This is a genomic window from Bacillus sp. 005/A4HT-01/001, assembly GCF_004634445.1.
In the GTDB taxonomy this organism is placed as follows: Bacteria; Bacillota; Bacilli; order Bacillales; family Bacillaceae; genus Bacillus; species Bacillus altitudinis.
Genome location: NZ_SEIZ01000005.1, coordinates 231749 through 250325, shown reverse-complemented (window position 1 = coordinate 250325; position 18577 = coordinate 231749). Strand labels below are relative to the sequence as shown.

Annotated in this window: 22 protein-coding genes; 7 read left to right on the top strand and 15 right to left on the bottom strand. The window is 41.2% G+C overall.

From position 1 onward, the window contains the following. Nucleotides 1–20: 20 nt before the first annotated feature. On the top strand, nt 21–194 hold the full coding sequence (locus tag ES896_RS15935) for a YpzG family protein (protein WP_003217811.1): 174 nt from the start codon (nt 21–23) through the stop codon (nt 192–194). A gap of 62 nt (nt 195–256) precedes the next feature. On the opposite strand, the gene ES896_RS15930 is transcribed toward ES896_RS15935, so the two are convergent. Both ES896_RS15930 and recX read right to left on the bottom strand, forming a co-directional pair. Further along, a complete protein-coding gene (locus ES896_RS15930; protein WP_135227022.1) occupies nt 257–571 on the bottom strand; it encodes a YfhH family protein in 315 nt (104 codons plus the stop codon). Between the two features lie 3 nt (nt 572–574). Next, entirely contained in the window at nt 575–1366 is a 792-nt protein-coding gene (recX, locus tag ES896_RS15925; RefSeq protein ID WP_017358838.1) for a recombination regulator RecX, read from the bottom strand. Nucleotides 1367–1461: 95 nt separating this feature from the next. Between recX and ES896_RS15920 the strand changes: the two genes are divergently transcribed. The 3 genes from ES896_RS15920 (at nt 1462) to ES896_RS15910 (ending at nt 2738) form a co-directional block, all read left to right on the top strand. Beyond that, nucleotides 1462–2358: a TIGR01777 family oxidoreductase gene (locus ES896_RS15920; RefSeq protein ID WP_135227021.1), complete on the top strand. Its 897-nt coding sequence runs from the start codon at nt 1462–1464 to the stop codon at nt 2356–2358. 52 nt (nt 2359–2410) lie between these two features. Next, on the top strand, nt 2411–2521 hold the full coding sequence (locus tag ES896_RS15915; RefSeq protein ID WP_017358836.1) for a YfhE family protein: 111 nt from the start codon (nt 2411–2413) through the stop codon (nt 2519–2521). 61 nt (nt 2522–2582) lie between these two features. Further along, a complete protein-coding gene (locus ES896_RS15910) occupies nt 2583–2738 on the top strand; it encodes a YfhD family protein (protein WP_008341997.1) in 156 nt (51 codons plus the stop codon). 35 nt (nt 2739–2773) lie between these two features. On the opposite strand, the gene ES896_RS15905 is transcribed toward ES896_RS15910, so the two are convergent. Continuing rightward, nucleotides 2774–3361, bottom strand: a complete 588-nt coding sequence (locus tag ES896_RS15905; RefSeq protein ID WP_034646352.1) for a nitroreductase family protein — start codon at nt 3359–3361, stop codon at nt 2774–2776. Nucleotides 3362–3631: 270 nt separating this feature from the next. Here ES896_RS15905 and ES896_RS15900 point away from each other — a divergent pair, with 270 nt between their 5' ends. Continuing rightward, the gene (locus ES896_RS15900; RefSeq protein WP_135227020.1) at nt 3632–4888 is read left to right on the top strand and encodes a transcriptional regulator; all 1257 of its coding nucleotides are present in this window, start codon (nt 3632–3634) and stop codon (nt 4886–4888) included. Nucleotides 4889–4923: 35 nt separating this feature from the next. On the opposite strand, the gene ES896_RS15895 is transcribed toward ES896_RS15900, so the two are convergent. The 3 genes from ES896_RS15895 to mprF form a co-directional block, all read right to left on the bottom strand. After that, on the bottom strand, nt 4924–5391 hold the full coding sequence (locus ES896_RS15895) for a thiol-disulfide oxidoreductase DCC family protein (protein WP_007496690.1): 468 nt from the start codon (nt 5389–5391) through the stop codon (nt 4924–4926). A gap of 338 nt (nt 5392–5729) precedes the next feature. Beyond that, a complete protein-coding gene (locus ES896_RS15890; protein WP_008341670.1) occupies nt 5730–6278 on the bottom strand; it encodes a thioredoxin family protein in 549 nt (182 codons plus the stop codon). Nucleotides 6279–6371: 93 nt separating this feature from the next. Further along, nucleotides 6372–8942: a bifunctional lysylphosphatidylglycerol flippase/synthetase MprF gene (gene mprF / locus ES896_RS15885; RefSeq protein WP_060832188.1), complete on the bottom strand. Its 2571-nt coding sequence runs from the start codon at nt 8940–8942 to the stop codon at nt 6372–6374. A gap of 168 nt (nt 8943–9110) precedes the next feature. Here mprF and ES896_RS15880 point away from each other — a divergent pair, with 168 nt between their 5' ends. Continuing rightward, nucleotides 9111–9590: a MarR family transcriptional regulator gene (locus ES896_RS15880; protein ID WP_008341672.1), complete on the top strand. Its 480-nt coding sequence runs from the start codon at nt 9111–9113 to the stop codon at nt 9588–9590. Between the two features lie 17 nt (nt 9591–9607). Here the strand turns inward: ES896_RS15880 and ES896_RS15875 are convergent, their stop codons facing one another. From ES896_RS15875 to ES896_RS15850, 6 genes are all read right to left on the bottom strand, one after another. Then, the gene (locus ES896_RS15875) at nt 9608–9892 is read right to left on the bottom strand and encodes a hypothetical protein (RefSeq protein WP_046527466.1); all 285 of its coding nucleotides are present in this window, start codon (nt 9890–9892) and stop codon (nt 9608–9610) included. A 12-nt stretch (nt 9893–9904) separates the two neighbouring features. Then, a complete protein-coding gene (locus tag ES896_RS15870; RefSeq protein WP_017366866.1) occupies nt 9905–10435 on the bottom strand; it encodes a YfiT family bacillithiol transferase in 531 nt (176 codons plus the stop codon). Nucleotides 10436–10448: 13 nt separating this feature from the next. Further along, entirely contained in the window at nt 10449–11456 is a 1008-nt protein-coding gene (locus tag ES896_RS15865; protein ID WP_135227019.1) for a zinc-binding alcohol dehydrogenase family protein, read from the bottom strand. Nucleotides 11457–11545: 89 nt separating this feature from the next. Beyond that, a complete protein-coding gene (locus ES896_RS15860; protein WP_050827071.1) occupies nt 11546–12043 on the bottom strand; it encodes a hypothetical protein in 498 nt (165 codons plus the stop codon). Between the two features lie 99 nt (nt 12044–12142). Further along, nucleotides 12143–12901 carry an anti-sigma factor gene (locus tag ES896_RS15855; protein ID WP_050827070.1) on the bottom strand — a complete coding sequence of 253 codons (759 nt, stop codon included), beginning with the start codon at nt 12899–12901 and terminating at the stop codon, nt 12143–12145. Further along, nucleotides 12898–13464, bottom strand: a complete 567-nt coding sequence (locus tag ES896_RS15850) for an RNA polymerase sigma factor (RefSeq protein WP_017358828.1) — start codon at nt 13462–13464, stop codon at nt 12898–12900. Before ES896_RS15850 ends, ES896_RS15855 begins: the two co-directional genes overlap by 4 nt. A gap of 354 nt (nt 13465–13818) precedes the next feature. Here ES896_RS15850 and ES896_RS15845 point away from each other — a divergent pair, with 354 nt between their 5' ends. Then, nucleotides 13819–14145 (top strand): YnfA family protein, encoded by a 327-nt coding sequence (locus tag ES896_RS15845; protein WP_008341684.1) that lies wholly within the window; start codon nt 13819–13821, stop codon nt 14143–14145. Nucleotides 14146–14200: 55 nt separating this feature from the next. Here the strand turns inward: ES896_RS15845 and ES896_RS15840 are convergent, their stop codons facing one another. From ES896_RS15840 to ES896_RS15830, 3 genes are all read right to left on the bottom strand, one after another. Next, a complete protein-coding gene (locus tag ES896_RS15840) occupies nt 14201–15916 on the bottom strand; it encodes an ABC transporter ATP-binding protein (RefSeq protein WP_007496669.1) in 1716 nt (571 codons plus the stop codon). Nucleotides 15917–15928: 12 nt separating this feature from the next. Then, nucleotides 15929–16855: an ABC transporter substrate-binding protein gene (locus tag ES896_RS15835; protein WP_024720274.1), complete on the bottom strand. Its 927-nt coding sequence runs from the start codon at nt 16853–16855 to the stop codon at nt 15929–15931. 111 nt (nt 16856–16966) lie between these two features. After that, the gene (locus tag ES896_RS15830; protein ID WP_135227018.1) at nt 16967–18571 is read right to left on the bottom strand and encodes a helix-turn-helix domain-containing protein; all 1605 of its coding nucleotides are present in this window, start codon (nt 18569–18571) and stop codon (nt 16967–16969) included. Between the last annotated feature and the right edge of the window lie 6 nt (nt 18572–18577).

Here is an 18577-nt window from a genome sequence, read left to right as displayed (position 1 = left end):
CCAAAGGGAGTGCTTGAGATATGAGTTCAAATGGGAAATCGTATATGGAAGACTTTGTTCAATTAAGAACAACTGCTTACCCTCAACCATGGGCGAATGCTAAACATTCTGCCTCTCAGGTCAACGGAGAAACGCAGCAAACGCAGCACGACATCGTACTTCAGAACAACGTCCGTAAACAACGTTCGAAGTAAAGAAAAGGACTGATCTCTAGGGATCAGTCCTTTTTCTTCTTACCTCAGCAAATGGCTATTGATCAGTCCTTTTGCGTAAGCATTGAAATCGGTAGGGCATCTTCTTTATTTGGCGCTGATACTCTGTAGCCCCAAGCAAAAACACCATTTAAATACTCCACATAAAACTGCTCGTCTGTATCTTTGATGTTATAAATCGTTTTCGTCTGAATAGCAGCTGGATCTAATAAATAGGCTTTCGCCATGTCAATTTTCCGCTCCAACACGGCATATTCATTCACAATGCCTAGCTGCTCAGCCTTTCTTGCTTTTTCAGAAAGAGCGGCAATCTCCTGCTTTAATTCGTATTCTGTCATTTCACTATAGCGCTTTTCCATCTGTCATTCCCCTTTGTCTAAAACGTGATCAATTGTATCAAGATCAAATCCTTTTCGGTAAAGGAATTGCTTCACTTTCATTTTTTTCTCAAATGATCCGTCATATCCTACCTTGCGTTTTGCCTTCTCAAGCATATAGTGAAGGGCTTCTTCTTCCTTTTCCTCTTCTTGTCCATCATAGGCTTCTTGAAGGGCTTTATCAATGATATCAAATGAAAATCCTTTTCGCTGAAGCTGCAATTTGATACGCTGTTCAATTTCTTTTGCGGACCGGTTTTTCTCTTTCTTAACCAGCTTCAGCACTTGCTTCACTGCTTCCTCTAGCTGCAAATCATTTGGATATTGCGATAGTGCTTGTTCGATGGTGTCATCGTCTATGCCTTTCAGCTTTAATTCTTTTTTTAGCACTGACGGGCCTTTGCTATTCGTTTTTCGGTGGGTGCTTACATATGCTTCTGCAAATTCAAGATCATTTACATACTTATAATGTTTTAATTTGTGTATAATTTCACTAATAGCAGGTGCTGGTATGTCTTTTTTCGTCAAATAATCGGTGACTTCTTTCACTGATCTCATCCGATACGATAAATAATCGACGGCCTGCTGAAATCCTTTTTTTACTGCATCACCGAATTGAATCTCTATGATATCGGCTTCGTCCAGCTCTTTTCCCTTTTTCAAATCATGCTGGACGAGCACATCTAGATCAACGCTAAAAGCGTACTTTTCATCAAGAAAGATATTCACGCGTTCTGTATTGTTTTTCTGAGCAGAGATTTTCGTAATATAGGGCATCCTGTGATCACTCCTTTTTTCAAACAGTCAGGATGTTTCTTCTGATTCAAAATCGTGAAAGATATAGGTATGTATATGAGAGGAGAAGATGTCAATTGAATATCGCCATTACCGGAGGAACCGGGTTTATCGGCCAGCATGTTACAAAGGTGCTCGCAGCTGAAGGACATCATCTATATATTTTAACAAGAAATCCAAAGGAATCCGAACAAAATCATTTACACTATGTGCAGTGGCTGACAGAAGGTGCTAAGCCTGAACATGGATTGCCTGCGATTGATGTATGGATTAACCTTGCTGGAAAATCCATTTTCACACGCTGGACGGACAAAGCAAAAAAAGGCATTCTCTCCAGCCGTATTCAATCCACACAAGAAGTGAGACGAATTATAGAAGCGCAGGAATCGAAACCATCAGTTCTCATTCAAGCAAGTGCTGTCGGTATCTACGGCACTTCCAAGACAGAAGACTTTACGGAGGAGGCCCCTCCAGCCGATACAGACTTTTTAAGTCATACGTCAAAACTTTGGGAAGCTGAAGGGCAAAAAATTGAGGCGCTCGGTATTCGCACGGTTTATACACGCTTTGGGGTAGTGCTAGGAGAAAAAGGCACACTTCCTCTTATGACCTTGCCATACAAGCTGTTTGCCGGTGGAACAATTGGCTCTGGCTCGCAATGGGTATCTTGGGTTCACGTGGAGGATGTAGCACATCTCATTGCGTATGCCATTCTACATGATCACATATCAGGTCCACTCAATGTCACGTCTCCAAATCCTGTTCAAATGAAGCAGCTGGGGCAAACCATTGCATCTGTCCTTCATCGCCCTCACTGGCTGAAGGTGCCGTCCTTTGTCATCAAAACTGCACTTGGCGACATGTCATTGCTTGTTCTAGAAGGCCAGCGCGCCCTGCCGAAAAAGGCACTGCTGTCTTCTTATGAGTTTTTACACCCTGAGCTAAAAGAAGCGATTTTGCATTCAGAGGAATAAATGTTGTCAAAAACACCCATCCTATTAAAAATGAGATGAGGGGGCGATTTTGATGAAGAAAAAAGAACACCAGCCGACTTCAAAACTGAAGAAAACCCAGGAAGTTCTGTATCAGCAGGAATTCAAAAAAGCGGAAAGAGCAGCAGAAAAAAGAAACAAATAAAACGGATATTCCTCTTTTACAAGCACATAACTAAAGTGATCTTGTAAAGGAGGGAAAAGCTTTGAAAAAAGACCAACACAAAAAATCCAACCACCAGCTTGCGGCACAAGAGACGGATGGCGAATATGTTGAATTTTCCAAAGAACTTGCAGATCCGAATGACGTAAAAGCGATGGCACGTATGAAAGCAGCCGATCAGCGTGCCAAAAAACAATAAGTAAAAAGAAACAGACCTTATCAAAAGGTCTGTTTTTATTTGATTTCAGTTAGCAGGCTTGATGCCTTCTGACGTGACTTTTCCTCAGGCACCTCTTCTGGATAACCGATGTGAAGAATCGCTGCAAAGCGTTCGTTTTCCTTTAATCCCATATCCTGTTGAAACCCTTTGTCGTATAAAATACGGCCGCTCTTCCATACCATACCGACTCCTTGATCCCAAGCCAGCAGCTGGAAGTTTTGAATGAGCGCACTCACAGCGGCAAAATCATCATTTCTCACAACTGGATTTTCGTCTTCTTTTAGAACAACAAGTAAAAGTGCTGGTACTTTAGAAAAATAATCTCTGTACTGATTGATCTTTTCTTCTTTTGCGTCTGGATTGTTGCGTTTAAAGAAAGCAATAAACCGCTCCACAAATACCTCTTTTGCTTCATCCGTCACTGCATATAAAAAACGCCAAGGTTCCGTGATTTTATGATTGGGTGCATAGACTGCGTCCTCTAATAATGGCTGAAGCTGTTCAATGCTCACCGGCGTTTCTTTAAATTTTCGAATCGATCGTCTATATCTGACAGCGTCTCGAACCGTTAACGCTTCTGTTTGTTGTTTTGTTTCTGGCATATATGTCATCCTTTCAATCAACCTTAATTGAAATTGATTCTCATTCACATTATAAACATGATCATGTGTTGTTTGCAAATAGGACCTCACCTCTCTGCTAAAAAGTTGTTTGACTTTTTCAAGTAATGTTACAATCATATTACGTTTTAAACAAATTTTGAGAAAAAAGCCAAGATGATGAAATGATTTCAGGTATTTCCACTTTGTCTCATGCGGCTATTTTCTCAAAAAGCTTTCAACCCATGATTGGAAGGGAGGCTTCTGGATGGAATGAAAATCAATATTGGGCAAATCATCAAACTCTATCGTTATAAACAAAATATGACCCAATCGGAGTTGGCAGAAGGAATTTGTTCTGTCTCTCATTTAAGTAAAATTGAAAATGGCTCAAAAGAGGCCAATCAAGATACGATCAATCTTTTGCTTGAACGGCTTGGAATTAGTCAAGAAACGCTGTCGCAAAAGGCGCGTCACCTGCTGTCATTGCTCGATGAGTTTCAAATGAACATGTATTTCTATGCACTCGATCAAGCAGAGCAAAATGCAGAAATGATCATTCAACACGAAGAACAGTTCTTTTCGCTAGATTTAGGGATTCAGTATCATTTGTCCTTATTTCAATTTTATTTATTAACAGAAAAACAGCCGCTTGCCTTAAAAACGCACCGCGTGCTTAAAAAGTTTGAAAAAACCTTTATTGACACAGAAAAAGAAACGTTTGAATATCTAGATGGCATCCACCAGATTAAAATCGGTCAGCTCGAAGAAGGATTGAAAAGACTTGAAAGCTGCTTTTCTTACGCTTCTGTTGAACAGAGCGACCTGTATTATCACTATGCAAAAGCACTTGGAGCCATGGGGCATCTCGGTGATGCGCTTGAGGCCACACATCAAGCAATGGATTTGTATAGACAAAAAAATAATTTCAAGCGGGTCATTCATTGTACACTCATTCATGGGGTCATCTCACTGGAATTAAAGGCCTTTCAAACAGCTAAAAGATATTTAAAAGAAGTGATTTTACACACGTCGCTTCACCCTGATGCTTATATTAAGATGACAGCTTATTTTTATTACGGGGTTCTCTTAAAACGCCAAGGCGATTTCTCATCCGCTGTGCCTTATTTACTAGATTCACTCAATTATTTTAATCAAGAACAGATAGAAGATCGTTACTGTGAAACGCTTTATGAAATCGCGACATTGTATGCGGAATATGATCGCAAAAAGGCGCTTCCATACATACACGAGCTGCTCAAACAGCCTCGTATTCAACCTAACTGTTTATATATGATTAAAATCTATAAATTGATGATTGAAGAGAATCCTCATGATTTGAAAACTTATTTAGTAGAAGCAGCGATTCCTTACTTTGAACACAATCAGCTCCACAATGAGTACTTGTTTGCTCTTAGAACCTTGCTTTCCTATGCGGCTTCTGAGCTTGATAAGCGTGCATATATGTCTTACACAACGAAGCTGCTTGATCACTTAGCATCATTTATCCCATATTACAAAAAAGCATGACCTTCTGCCGATCGAAGGTCATGCTTTTTCTATGATTAGATGGTCTTTTGTTGATCTGTATCGGGACGGGTGACTTGTTCGACAGAATGAATGTACCGTTTTCTCGCAAAATAATCGTAAGCATGCTGTCCAAAGCCAAGCCAAATGCTGAGTACAATGAATGGGACCGTTCCCCATAATGCAGGAATGTGACAAGCCATTCTCAGCCACGTATAAATCCCTGAGTTTTTTTGATTTTTCGCTAAGGAAATAGACACGATTCGTTTCTCTGCCTTCTCTTCACTAATTTTATTCAGTCTCAGCAGCTGTGAGTGTCTAAATGATTCAAAGTGAATTCGGTTTTTCCAATCAAGTGATTTCAACAGGTCAATTGCTTTTGCACATGAAGGACTTTGTCCGTCATAAAACACAAGCAGTCTGAGTGATTTGATGGAACGCTGTTCTCTTTTCTTTGATTCAGCGAGCTTCTTTTTTTCTTGATCGAGATAGATGATTTTTTTCATAAATTGATCGCCAGCCCTTTTCCTTCATTTATTTTTTTTAGTTCGTTCAAAGGAGATTACAACTAGATTACTATAGTTGCTGGGCCTCTTGTATTGGGAAAAAGCCATCCAACGTGCGTTATATGAGCCTTTAGATAAGGGCAAAATAGCTGATTTCATGGCCTATATGAGGTTTTTCAACTAAAAGTGGTTGGGAAAATCGTGATGCTTTGCGGTTTTCTGCGGTATTTGATAGAATTCTGCGGTTTTTCTACATCTTTATGCGGTGTTTTGTAGGTGAAACGCAAAAACAAGATAAAAAAAGACTACTTCCCATTGCGGCGAAGTAGTCTTTTGGTTTATATTTTTGCCAAAACTTCTACTATTTCTTTCTCAATATCTTTCCATAAGTAACGATCTGTCGTATAGTGATGTGCGGCTTCTTTCGCAAACACTTTAAATGCCTCCTCAAAATCGGGTGCATCTTTATCCGGCTTTTTCTCGTCGACAAAGCGCTGAGCTTCTGCTGAGCGAGGTCCCCATTTCCCCACTTCTTTCCCGTCCTGATCAATAATGACGATAATCGGAATCGATCTTGCGGTCCCGTTCGTTAAATACTGATCCATCAGGTCTAGGTGCTCGTCCCGAATGAAATAGCGCGCATCAATCAGTGCTTCATTTGCAATACGCATGAAAATAGGTACATTGACCATCGCATCGCCGCACCAATCTGCCGTGATCACAAGCGCTCTCAGTTTTTTCTTTTGAAGTTTTTGAAGCAGCTCTTTTTCCTTTTGATGAATTGCGTACTGGTTGTACACCGTGAGTAAGTTTTCACGGTTTTTCTCCATGTTGTGTACATATGTACGTTCAGCTAATCCCTTTGTAAACCATTCATTTAGTGTCATGTGAACATCCCCCTTACCCTTCAACTTTACCACTTTTGCTATTCTTTTGTCTAAAAAAACCTTCACCTAGTGAAAGGTAAAGGTTCTTTGGACTTATGGACGCCGTTTTCGATTTGGGTCCATTCCTATCAGCTTAGTGACGAGCACCATTGTGACAGGCAGTGATGTATTCTTTTTATACGCTAAATATTTTCCGCGCCATTCTGGTTTATATTTCTGTTTAAACGACCGTAAGCCGCTGAAACTATACATATATCTGACGTTATTGAAGATGACACTCGCCAAACGTTCTGTCAGAAAGGACTGGTGGAACGTGCCAACATTCGATAATGGCGCCATTCCCATGTTAAAGGATGTGTAGCCTTTTTCTTTCGCCCATTGAAAAAGGTGGATAAAGAGTGCATCCATCATCCCGTTCGGTGCATCATGCATATGACGCATGAGGTCGATGGATATCTCTCCTTTTTGGTACATCGGCATTAAGGACACAAAAGATATGATCTGCCCTTGTTCATCCTTTAAAATCGCAATCGGTGCTTTTTGAAGGTAGTCTTCATGGAAATAGCCTAATGAAAATCCTTTTTCTTTTTTCTTGCCCAGCCAGCTGTCAGAGATTTGTTTTAAGGTTGAGATCAATTCCTCTGAAAAGGGCGGCTCCAGCATTTCAAACGTATAGCCTTCTCGTTCAAATTTATTTGCGACAGCCCGTAAGTTTGATTTTTTCTTTCCTGACAAAGAGAACGTTTCTAAATCGACCATGGCTTCTTCCCCAAGCTTAAAGAAGTGAAAACCTAGGTCATGATAAAGCGCCATTCCTTCACGTTCTACTTGATAAAAAGCGACACGATAGCCTGCTTTTTCTGTCTGCTCCAAAAATTCTTCCAGTACAAGCGGATAAGAGGCTCTACGCCCAGAAGGATCTCCAAGCACAATAACGCAGCGGCCAATCCGGCCAAACTGAAGCATCGCCTCTCCATCACTTGAGAAAAACAGTTTTTTGTCTCCCAAAAAACCTAGATGACTAAGAGCATTTCCTCCCTTTTCTTCGAGAAAAGTTTTTAATTTTTCTTCATCGGCTTCTTCGCCGATTGGAACTGCTTTTTTGTTAAAAATCAATTTGCTAATGAAAAAGAAAAGAGGGACGCCAATTAAAGCAATCATACTGGTCATCGTGATATGCCGTTCATTATGAACCAAATAGTCCTTGCTTAAGAAATGACCAATTTTCATCCAAATGAAGTTTCCAATGACATTATAGTTAAACAACACGAGTAAATATCCGGCGGCGGCGGCCACAAACTGATTCAAAGAATAAGGCGCCTGCTGCTTCACAAATTGATTTCGAAGCGAGAAAAATACCACCATGATGACCGGCAATATAAAGATCAAACTTAGGTTAAACCCTTTTAGTAAAGTAAACACAAAGCCGCCTGCCAGGGCAATCATTGTCAATAGATAAGACCGTTTTGTTCTTTTATACACTTCAATGGACAAAATCATTAAAATGATCCCGAACATTAAAGAAAGACCATTAAATCCTGATAACAAAAAGCGTGGAATGGTTGTGATCACACCTAAACGATCAACAGGAAGCACAACGGAAGCCATAATGAGCAAACCGCTTCCAAACGTTAAAATGGACAAAGATCCGTACAATAAACGGATGAGCAGCGCTCGGTGCAACACAATTAAGACGTTTGTTGTTTCAATTGCAGGCGCCATTCTCGGATTGCCTTCAAGACGCCTGAGTGTTGTTCCAGTTAAATCGTATGCCGCTAGACAAAGTCCAAGAATAAACGGGAAAATGGAGTAAACGAAGCGGTACAAAACAAGCGCTGTCAGCACCATCTCTTTATCAAACCCAATGTATTGCATACTGAGTAAAAAGATCAGATCAAACGAACCAAATCCGCCCGGAACCATACTGATTAAACCGCCGATTGACGCAATCGCAAAGACGCCTAATACAATACGGACATCAACGTTCATCCCCATAGAGACAACAGCCATGTACATGACAAGACCAGCTGCCAGCCACTCTAAAAACGATGCACCAATATAAGCATAGATCGGGTGCTTCAGTCCGTTTTCACCGCTCTCAATCGAGCTTTTTCGAATGGACGCCATGATGATGTAAATGGGCACAATACAAGCAAAAATAATGACAAATGCCCATAACCACGGCTCCTGACTAATAATACTTTCAACTGGCAGGACCCTAACTAAAATCAAATCACTGAAAATAGATAAGCCTAGCAGAACAGAGGATGTTAAAAGGGCTATGCCTTTCAGCAATTTTTTCGTATCGGTTATGTATTCCTTATATAGAAGCGTTCTAAGCCCTGCTCCTGATAAACCACCGAATCCAAGTACACTGTTAAAGGAGTTGGCGATCCAAGAAATTCGGATCGTTTTCCAGCCGCTGATGGGCATATCAAGGCTTTTTCTTAAAATAAAATCATATAAGGACATGGATAAAACAGCGACAAGTCCAAGAAAGACAAGAATAAACAAGTCCATTCGATTCAAGCTGTCAATAATATAAAACGTCTTTTTAATGGAAAGGCCGCTCAGCTCCTGCTTGGCGACAAAAATTAAGACAAGGATGATCACGATCGGAAAGAGCATTTTTAAGATCGTCATACCCGTTTTTTTGTTCCACATGTTTTTCCCAACTTTCTAAGTTGCTTCATTAATTTCAACTGACCATTATTATACAACAAATACCACTTAATTCATGCAGTTTAACATTCAAAAGCTTCATGATACTTTCAATTAGAAGTAAAAATCAGTAATATAAAGAAAAGAGCCGCTTAAAGGAAGTGAACAAGCGTGGAATATAATATTCATGACACCACCGTACTAAAAGAGGAAATCCTATCTCCTGAGGAAAAAAAGACATGGGTGCTGTATATGAAAGTGCTCACTGCTGCAGGACTTGGAGATGTTTCTGAATGGATGAAGCTTGATATGAGTATGCCTCAAATGAAAGTGCTCATGCTGCTCAATAACCATGGCTCTCTTAAAGTGTCCGAAATTGCTGAAAAAATGGGGGCTTCTTTGTCCAATATGACAGGGCTGCTTGATCGGTTAGAACAATCGAACTTTGTGGAACGAAAGCATTCTGAGCGTGATCGTCGAATCATTGTCGTAGAATTGACAGAGGAAGCGAAAAATATTTTCAGAAGTATTTATCAAAAAGGGCATGAAAAAATTAAAAATTCCCTGCAACGGCTCAATGACGAGGAAAAAGAAAAAGTTAATGAAGGTCTAGCCATTTTAGAAAAAGCACTTCGTCCTGAACGTGGCTAAAAAAGAAAAAAAGACGGTCACTTGAGGTCCGTCTTTTTTAATTCTTCTTTTCCTTGTTTATCTGGGGTGAAAAGATATTGACGAATGACTTCCCGATCATCCCACAGGAGATAACCTAAACCGATAATGAGAAAAATGATGCTGATCCACGTACCGCCTGGGAGTATATCTTCCAGTTCCTCGATCGTTCTTACTGTGCTTACATTTCCACCATAACGAATCTCAAACAAAACGAATTTTGCTATATAAAACAATGCCGCCATGCAGATAAACATAGCGCCGACAATTCTTCTACTAGACATGTGTTGACTCCTTTACTTCCACTGATTTCTTTTGATTAATTCCGTGATATGGGCGAGATGATGCTGTGAATGCCAGACGTACATTCCTGTTGCATCATATAAGGACACCGTTTGTTGATCGGCCGGATGGTAATATGCAGCGTTGAAATCTTCCTCTGTCATCTCGCGAAGTAATGTGACCCATCGGCGATGCAGACTGCTGATTAACGGCAGCGATAGACTGATAGACGCCTTACTGTCAGGAAGTGAAGCAAATGCTTCCTGATCATATGGACGTATGTGCGGTGTTTCTTCTGTCAGCGCAAGTTTAAATCGCAAGTAGGCGTTCAGATGGCTGTCGGCTACGTGGTGAATGAGCTGACGAACGGTCCATCCACCTGGCCGGTATGGGGTATCCAGCTGATCATCTGTCAATGGAACAACTGCCTCTTCATACTTTTGAGGAATGAGTGCCAGCTCATCAATCCATGCCTCCAGCTGCTTTTTCGTTTGTTGGTCCACCCGTTCATATAAGCCAATCGGATATTGTAATGACGTCGTCATTTGCTGCCCCTCCTTAAAATCCTTCTAGAACAAATTTACCTATCATCTTCCCTTGCTCAAGTGTTTGATGTGCCTGCTTCAAATTGGCGGCATTGATGGGGCTAAGCACCTTTGTTAATGTATGTTTTAACTTCTTCTCTTCAAATAATGTACTCGCTTCTTTTAAAAGCTCGTGCTGCTTCATCATATCCGATGTTTTGTACATCGGCCGTGTGAACATGAATTCCCATACAAATGCAGCACTTTTATTTTTGAGTAATTGAATGTCTAAATGCTGCTGATTTTCAACAATGGTACAGATCGTTCCTTGAGGTTTAATCGCTTCTGCCATCCCTTTGAAATGGCCATCTGTATCATTTAAGCATAAAATGTAATCCACTACGCCAATCCCTTTTTCCTGAAGCTGCGCTAAGAGCGGCTGGTGATGGTCAATGATATGATCAGCCCCTAATGAGAGACACCATTCATTTGTTTCAGGTCTTGAAGCAGTGGCGATCACAGTCGCTTTCGCTAATTTGGCGAGTTGAATGGCGATAGAGCCCACTCCGCCTGCTCCACCGATGATCAGCAAGGTCGAGCCTTCTGCATTCCGCTTCATATGCATTCGGTCGAATAGCGCTTCATATGCCGTAATTGTTGTAAGAGGCATGGCAGCTGCTTCGGCAAAAGAGAGATTTGCAGGCTTTTTCGCCACAATTCTCTCATCCACAAGCTGGTATTCACTATTTGAGCCTTGTCGCGTGATATCTCCTGCGTAATAGACGTGGTCACCCGGCTGAAACAACGTACACGCTTCGCCCACTTCCACCACCGTACCGCTTGCATCGTAGCCAAGAATTTTCAGTTCTTCTTCTTTCTGATTCTTCGGTGACCTCACCTTTGTATCCACTGGATTCACCGACACAGCCTCTACTTTCACCAAAATATCCCTGCCAGCTGCTTTGGGCTTTGCCACCTCCTGATCGATCAAGCTTTGTTCATGCTCAATTGGCAAATACTCAAATAGTCCAACTGCTTTCACTCGCTCGCACTCCCTTTCTCCATGCTTCTTTTCCACATTTTATCATACATTTCTGATGCTGATGGATCAGTCAGCAAGCGATTGCACATTTAGGAGTTCTTCAAAGCCCTTCGTTCCCTCACGATGTAAGAAGGTCGAGCCTTTTGTAAAGAGAGGACATAGGTGAACCAGCCGCTCGATTTAAAGAAGTACTGAACATAATAAAACTGAATGTGCTGAAAGAAAACGACGATGAACAGAAAAATTGTGAATAATAGCGTCACAATGTCTCCCTGCATCGATCCACTGATCAATAACATCACAAAACCGAGCATCATGAGCTGTTCGAGCCTCTGCATGATCAGGATAACGAGATGTCCCCGTTTGGTTAGGTCACCTGATTGACGCTTTCGAATGTTTCTTGATTTATAAAACCATACCATACTTGTCACTAGATGATGAATGATAAAAAGAGAGATCATGACCATCAATAAAGGAGTTGATTCAAAAAGGTCTTTTATAATGAATGGGATCACCAAAAAATAAAATGCGGTAAATGCGTGTCTAGCTGATAAGAGAAATAGTTGTTTTTCTATGTATCGCTGCATGTGCCTCACCTCTATATGTAGTACGTCTCATTTGTCATAAGGTTCCTTCTGCCTATCAAAAAAGGATGCCCTTAAAAAGGCATCCTTCATGAATCAAGCTTAAAATGCAGCACTCAGTACGACAGGGCCTTGCGGAAGCTTGTTATCCTTTTTTGGTTCAAGGGTGACAGCCACCGTATCCCATGATTCGTTTGCTTCTTTTTCAGATAACGCATAGGTGACAGTGCCCTCTCCTTTGCTATCTGTTTTAAAGGCACCTGCCGGAACGGGCTGATCTCCTTTAATGAGCCATACTTGATAAACAGCTGATGAATCAAGCTGGCCTTTTAATCCGTCGGCACTCACGACAAGCTCTTTTTTGCCGTGATGCTCAATCACTGAAAAAGCACCCGTTGTTTTTGCCGATTCGGCAGATGCCAGTGATTTTGTCGCAACAACTTTGACAGGTTGTTCTGCTTGATCTGTTCCATTTGTTAAGAAATACACGTTCCCAGCTGCAGAAATGAGAAGTAGTGCGGCAACGAGAGGCAAAAGCCATTGATTTTTCTTCTTCATTGGCGGTTTCATCTCATTTGCATCACGCACTATTTTGAGATCTTGAGGCGGGTTCGATGTTGCAGCGATTGTTGTCTCTCGTATCTCTTCTTCAAATACTCTTGATAAAATGCGGTCTTTCATCCCTGCCGGAGGCGTTTCGTCCTCTGCTAGAAACGGAATATCAGACATGAGCGATGTCAGTTCTTCAAGCTCTTCTTTGCAATCCGAGCAATGTTTGATGTGTTCTTCAAACTGCGTCTTTTCTTCTCCTTGTAAATGCCCGTTAAAGTAATCAATGACTTGATGTTTACACTGAGTCATGCCTCTTCCTCCTTTCCTCCGCGAGACAGTTTCGTTCGTAAATGCTTCAATGACAATCGAACTCTTCCCTTCACCGTTCCAATAGGAATGCCTAGTTTTTCCGCAATGCTCTTTTGTGTCATTCCTTTAAAATAAACATCTTCGATGATGGTTTGCTGTTCTTTCGACAATGTTGATACTGCTTCACGTATGATTTGTTTTTCTTCGTTCCATTCTACTTCTTTTGACACATCTTCTTGATGATCTGCCAAGTATTCAATATGCTCATCTTCAAGAGCTGTTTCATTTCGGTGTTTCCTTAATAGATCGATTGCCGTGTTTCGTGACATCATAAATAACCATGAGGAAAATTTCCCTTTATCTGTATTGTATTCTCCTATGCCGCGCCAGAGCTTGATAAAGACTTCTTGAAGCACTTCCTCCGCCAGCTCACGGTTTCCAGTCATTTTATAAATAAACGAATATAACACACGTTCATAGCGATCGTACAATAATTCAAGCGAGGGCTTATGTCGATCATGTTTGATCTTGTGATACAGCTCAAAATCCTTCAGTGTGTCCATGGTCATCTCCTTCCTTTTTCATGAGAAAGAGCATTATGCATTCATCATGAAATCTTCACGTATGGCTCATCACCCAAATTGCTGAGATCAGCCTCCTTTGTACTTTACTCTTTTTTCAAGGAGAAAAAAAGAGCGCTGAAAAAGGAAATGTGTTCCTCATGAGAATGTACTTACTAAACGGATGGATTGACCATTTGGATCATCCACCTCTAGGAAAGTCAAGAATCCATGTGTTTCATTCACTGTTCAGTTGATTTTAGCAAACTCTCGTCAGGCTCTCAATTTACATCAGGTAGAACGCATCCTTTCATCATGTCATAATAGAACGAAACAGGAGAACTGGAGTGTCCGAAAATGATTGTAACGATTGTTCTTTTTTTATTAGCTGGTCTGGCTGAAATAGGTGGCGGTTATCTTGTCTGGCTGTGGCTGCGTGAAGCAAAACCCGTCAGCTACGGAATCGCAGGTAGCCTCATCTTGGTCGCTTACGGCGTCATCCCTACATTCCAGCAGTTCCCGACCTTTGGGCGGGTTTATGCGGCCTATGGCGGTGTTTTTGTCGTTCTCGCTGTGTTTTGGGGCTGGTGGGTCGATCGCAAAACCCCTGATCTGTACGACTGGGTGGGTGCTTTGATCTGTTTAGCTGGTGTCAGTGTGATGTTATTTGCCCCCCGCAGTTAATGGTCGGATGATGATCACACGCTAAAAAGCCGGCAATATGCCGGCTTTTCCTCTTTTACATTCTAAACTGTGTTTCATACAAACGCCGGTACATCCCGTCCATTTCCAGCAGGTCTTCATGCCTGCCTTGCTCCTTGATGCCCTCTTTTGTTAAAACCACAATCCGGTCAGCATGCTGGATGGTCGCTAGGCGATGCGCAATAATAAACGTGGTTCGTCCTTCAGATAGTTCTTCAAGTGAGCCCTGAATAAAGGATTCTGTCTCCGTATCCAGAGAAGATGTGGCTTCATCTAAAATAAAAATTGGCGGATTTTTAAGGAAAATACGTGCAATAGAGATACGCTGTTTTTGTCCGCCAGATAACATCATTCCGCGTTCACCGATGATCGTATCAAGCCCATTTGGCAAGCTATTTACAAGATCCTTCAGTTGGGCTTTCTCCACTGCCTGCCACACTTCTTCATCAGATGCATCGAGTTTTCCGTATAAAATGTTTTCTCGGATGGTCCCATGGAATAAATAAATATCTTGCTGGACGACACCAATTTGTCTCCGCAGCGAAGGCAGTGTCATCTTTCTTGTCTCTATGCCATCAATTGTAATGGTACCCTCCTGCCATTCGTAAAAACGTGGCAGCAAACTGCAAAGCGTCGATTTCCCAGCACCAGAGGGACCTACGACCGCAATGGTCTCTCCTTGTTTCACCTCAAGATTGATGTCATGAAGAACCGGTTTGTCTGATTCATATTGAAAAGACACATGCTCAAAAACGATATCCCCATTTAACTGATCAACTTCAATGGCATCATCCGCATCCTTTTCATCTGGTGATTGATCGATGAGTGATGCAAATCGTTTAAAGCCCGCTGCACCTTTTGGATACATTTCAATGACTGCATTGATTTGTTGAATGGGTCCTAAGAAGATGCCTGTTAATAGCACAAATGACACAAATTCCCCATACGTCATATTTTTTTGCAGCACAAACCATGCGCCACATACAAGGCCAAACACTGTCACACTCTTAATAAGAAAATGACTGACAGCGGTATGCACAGCCATCATTTGATATGTGGTTAGCTTTGTCTTTCTAAATTGCTCGTTATGTTCAATAAATCGGTCCATTTCATGTGATTCATTTCCGAATGCTTTCACAACCCGTATGCCACTAATATTGTTTTCCACACGTGAATGGAATTGACCAATACTCGAGAACATTTTATCAAAAGCAGCAGACATTTTTTTCGTAAAATAGACGGATAATCCGATCAAGAATGGAACGACAATAAATGTGAGAACTGCCAGCTGCCAATTAATCGATAGCATCAAGCCAAAAGCACCCGTGAGTGTCATGATCGCGATAAATAAATCCTCCGGGCCATGATGCGCAATTTCACCAATATCCATTAAATCATTTGTCATACGGGACACGAGTTTTCCCGTTTTCTTTTTGTCAAAGAAGCGAAAGGACATTCTTTGCACATGAGAAAATAGCTGATTCCTCATATCCGTTTCTATATTAATGCCTAATTTGTGCCCAAAATAGGTCACGACATAATGCATCGTAGAACTGATCACGTATAAAACGAGGAGCAGAATGCCCCAAAACCAAATGGCATCCCAATCACCATTTGGCAGCAAATCGTCCATCACTTTACTGATGGCAAGGGGAAAGGATAATTCGAGTAAGGCTGCCAGTACCGCACAGGAAAAATCTAATATAAACAGCCCCATATATGGTTTGTAGTATGAGAAGAAACGCTTTAACAATTGACAGACCTCCTACCGATCAGACATTTCTGTCAATATGTCAGCAAACTCTTCCGCTTGATTGGCTACTGCAATCGGATCGTAAGGCCAGAAGAACTCTGTATCCATTTGATAGGTCTGCTCTTTTTTGACAGATTCTAGACTCTTCCAAATAGAATTGTTTTTATCAAATGTTCCGCCGTTGCTTTCATCAATGAAAATGTAATCTCCTGCATATTCAGGAAGGGTTTCATAAGAAATGACTTCATACCCTGTCTTACTTTTTAAAATTGTATCTCTGACCTGTTTTGGTGGGTTTACCTGTAATTGCTGATATAATGCCTGCCCGCCTCGATAAATTCCGTTACCATATACATAGACATCATTTTTAAAAGCGCCCATAATCGAGACCGTTTCATTCTCTTTTAAAGCAGACTTCACTTTTTTCCTAGCAGCCTCGATTCGTTGATCGAAGGCGGTGAGGAATGCTTTTCCTTCCTCTTCTTTATTTAAAATTTTTGCCAGCGTCGTTAATTCTTCATGTGCATCTTTGAAAGAACCGTAAGGATACACGATGGTAGGCGCTATTTTTTTGTACACATCATAGACTTTTTCATCCTGTACGGCTGTGATAATCAGATCAGGCTTTAAGCTAAGTGCTTTTTCAGCTGAACGCTCGTCACTGATGTCCTCTATTCCTTTTATCTTGTCCTTTAAGTGTACGTTCTTTAAATCCTGCGTGGTCGATCCCACAGGCTGAACGTCAAGTGCAATCACACTTCCTAAATATCCATCTACGAGAATTCGTTTAGGTTCAGCAGGAATCTCTATCTTTCCTTTCACTGTTTCAACCGTTTTCGTTTCTTGCTTTGATTCTGCTGTTTTGGCTTGTTCTTTATTGCCACAAGCCGTCAATATCATTAGAAGAATGACAGCACATATCCAATACGTCTTTTTCATCTCCATATTCCTCCTTCATTTTCGCCACTTCAAATGAGAATAGTTATCAATTACTAGTCTCATGTATTCTATCAACCTCATCTGTCGTGGTCTATGGAGGATTCTCGCAACTTACATATGGACAATTGTTGGATAGGCTGGCTGTGTCAATTGAGAGACAAACCGGTCCATCAAAAGAAGTGCACGCTCTCCTTCATCAAATCGAAACTCCTCCAGTTTTACTGGATAAAAGGTACCATTTTTCACAGCCGATAATTGACGAAGAACATCACTTTCTTCCATTCGCTTGTCCATTTGCTTATACCACCCATATTGGTCAGAGACAATAAAAAACATATGATCCGCCTCGTATTCTCCAAGTCTCTCTAAAGGAATGACTGTATGTTGATTAGGAAGAAGAACTTCTTCTAAAATGGCTTTTGGAGGTTTTAAGCCAAGCGTTTCGTAAAGATAGAAGGCCCCTCTTGCCTCATAGGACCACATATACACTTTGTCATGTCCTCTCATTTCATAGATTGCAACGGTCTCGCCTTTTTCTCTAAAGGAAGACAGGGTGTTTCTTGCCTGTTGACTATGCTGTTCAAATCGCTTCACCCAATCGTTTGCCTCATTTTCTCTTCCTAAAAGGCGTCCTATAGACAGTACCTCTGGTACAGCATGATGACCGGCGTATGGCAGAACAAGAACTGGTGCGATTTGCTCCAATCGCTTGATCAATGCAGGTTTTGAATAATAATAGTTAGGGACGATGATGACATCTAATTGAAGTGATTTAAAGACGTCATCAGGCGTGTGTTCATTTATGACGAGCGAACTAGCTAGATGTTCTTTGAGTATATCTGAATGGAGATCGGTTTCTTCGTCAATACAAACAGGCTCAATGCCTATTGCAACCAATGACCCGACAAATTGAAAAGCAGCAATCCGCTCTGGTCTTCGGTTCATTCGAAACTGACTGGGCGTTCTTCCTGTTTTTTGACGGAACTTCCTGCTGAAATATAAACTGTCTGCATACCCGACTTGCCGTGCTATGATTTGAATTTGATCGTCTGTTTGCAAAAGACGTTTTTTGGCTTCGTCTATTCGAATTTGTGCAATGTATTCTGTCACACTCATTCCCATACTTTGTTTGAAAAAGGTAGAAAAGTAACTCTCATGAAACCCCATCTTATGAGCTAAGTCTTTTCTTGTTAGTTTTTGATCATAATGCTCAGCCATATACTGCAAGATCATGTTAATCGAATAATGCACTTTTTCGTTGTATGGCTTGGATTGTTTGCGGAAAATGAACATGATTTCTTCCAGCCATTTCGCCTGTTCTTGTATGATTTGGCTCGTCTGTATTTGTTTGATGTAAGAAAAAAGGACGGCAGAGCCTTTCACCACTTCCCCGTTATCAGGGAGATTATCGTGATTCACCTTATAGACCAATTCATTTTGTGCATCTTGTGCCAGAGTGAATTGGTCAAATGTGACAGTATAGATCACTACTTGCTCGCTGGATAAAGATTGAACCATAACATCTATTCCTGAGCGGATCAACACACTGTCTTTGGCGTTTAGCTCATATCGAATTCCTTCCATGTCAAGTCTTACCGCACCGTCCGTAGACAAGAACATCAGTGAAGATGTTTGCCATGAGTCCGTTTGTTTCACAGAAAGAGATCGTTTACTGCTTTCTTTCATGCGAAGAATTGTATGAGTATAGGCGGTCATTTCCTC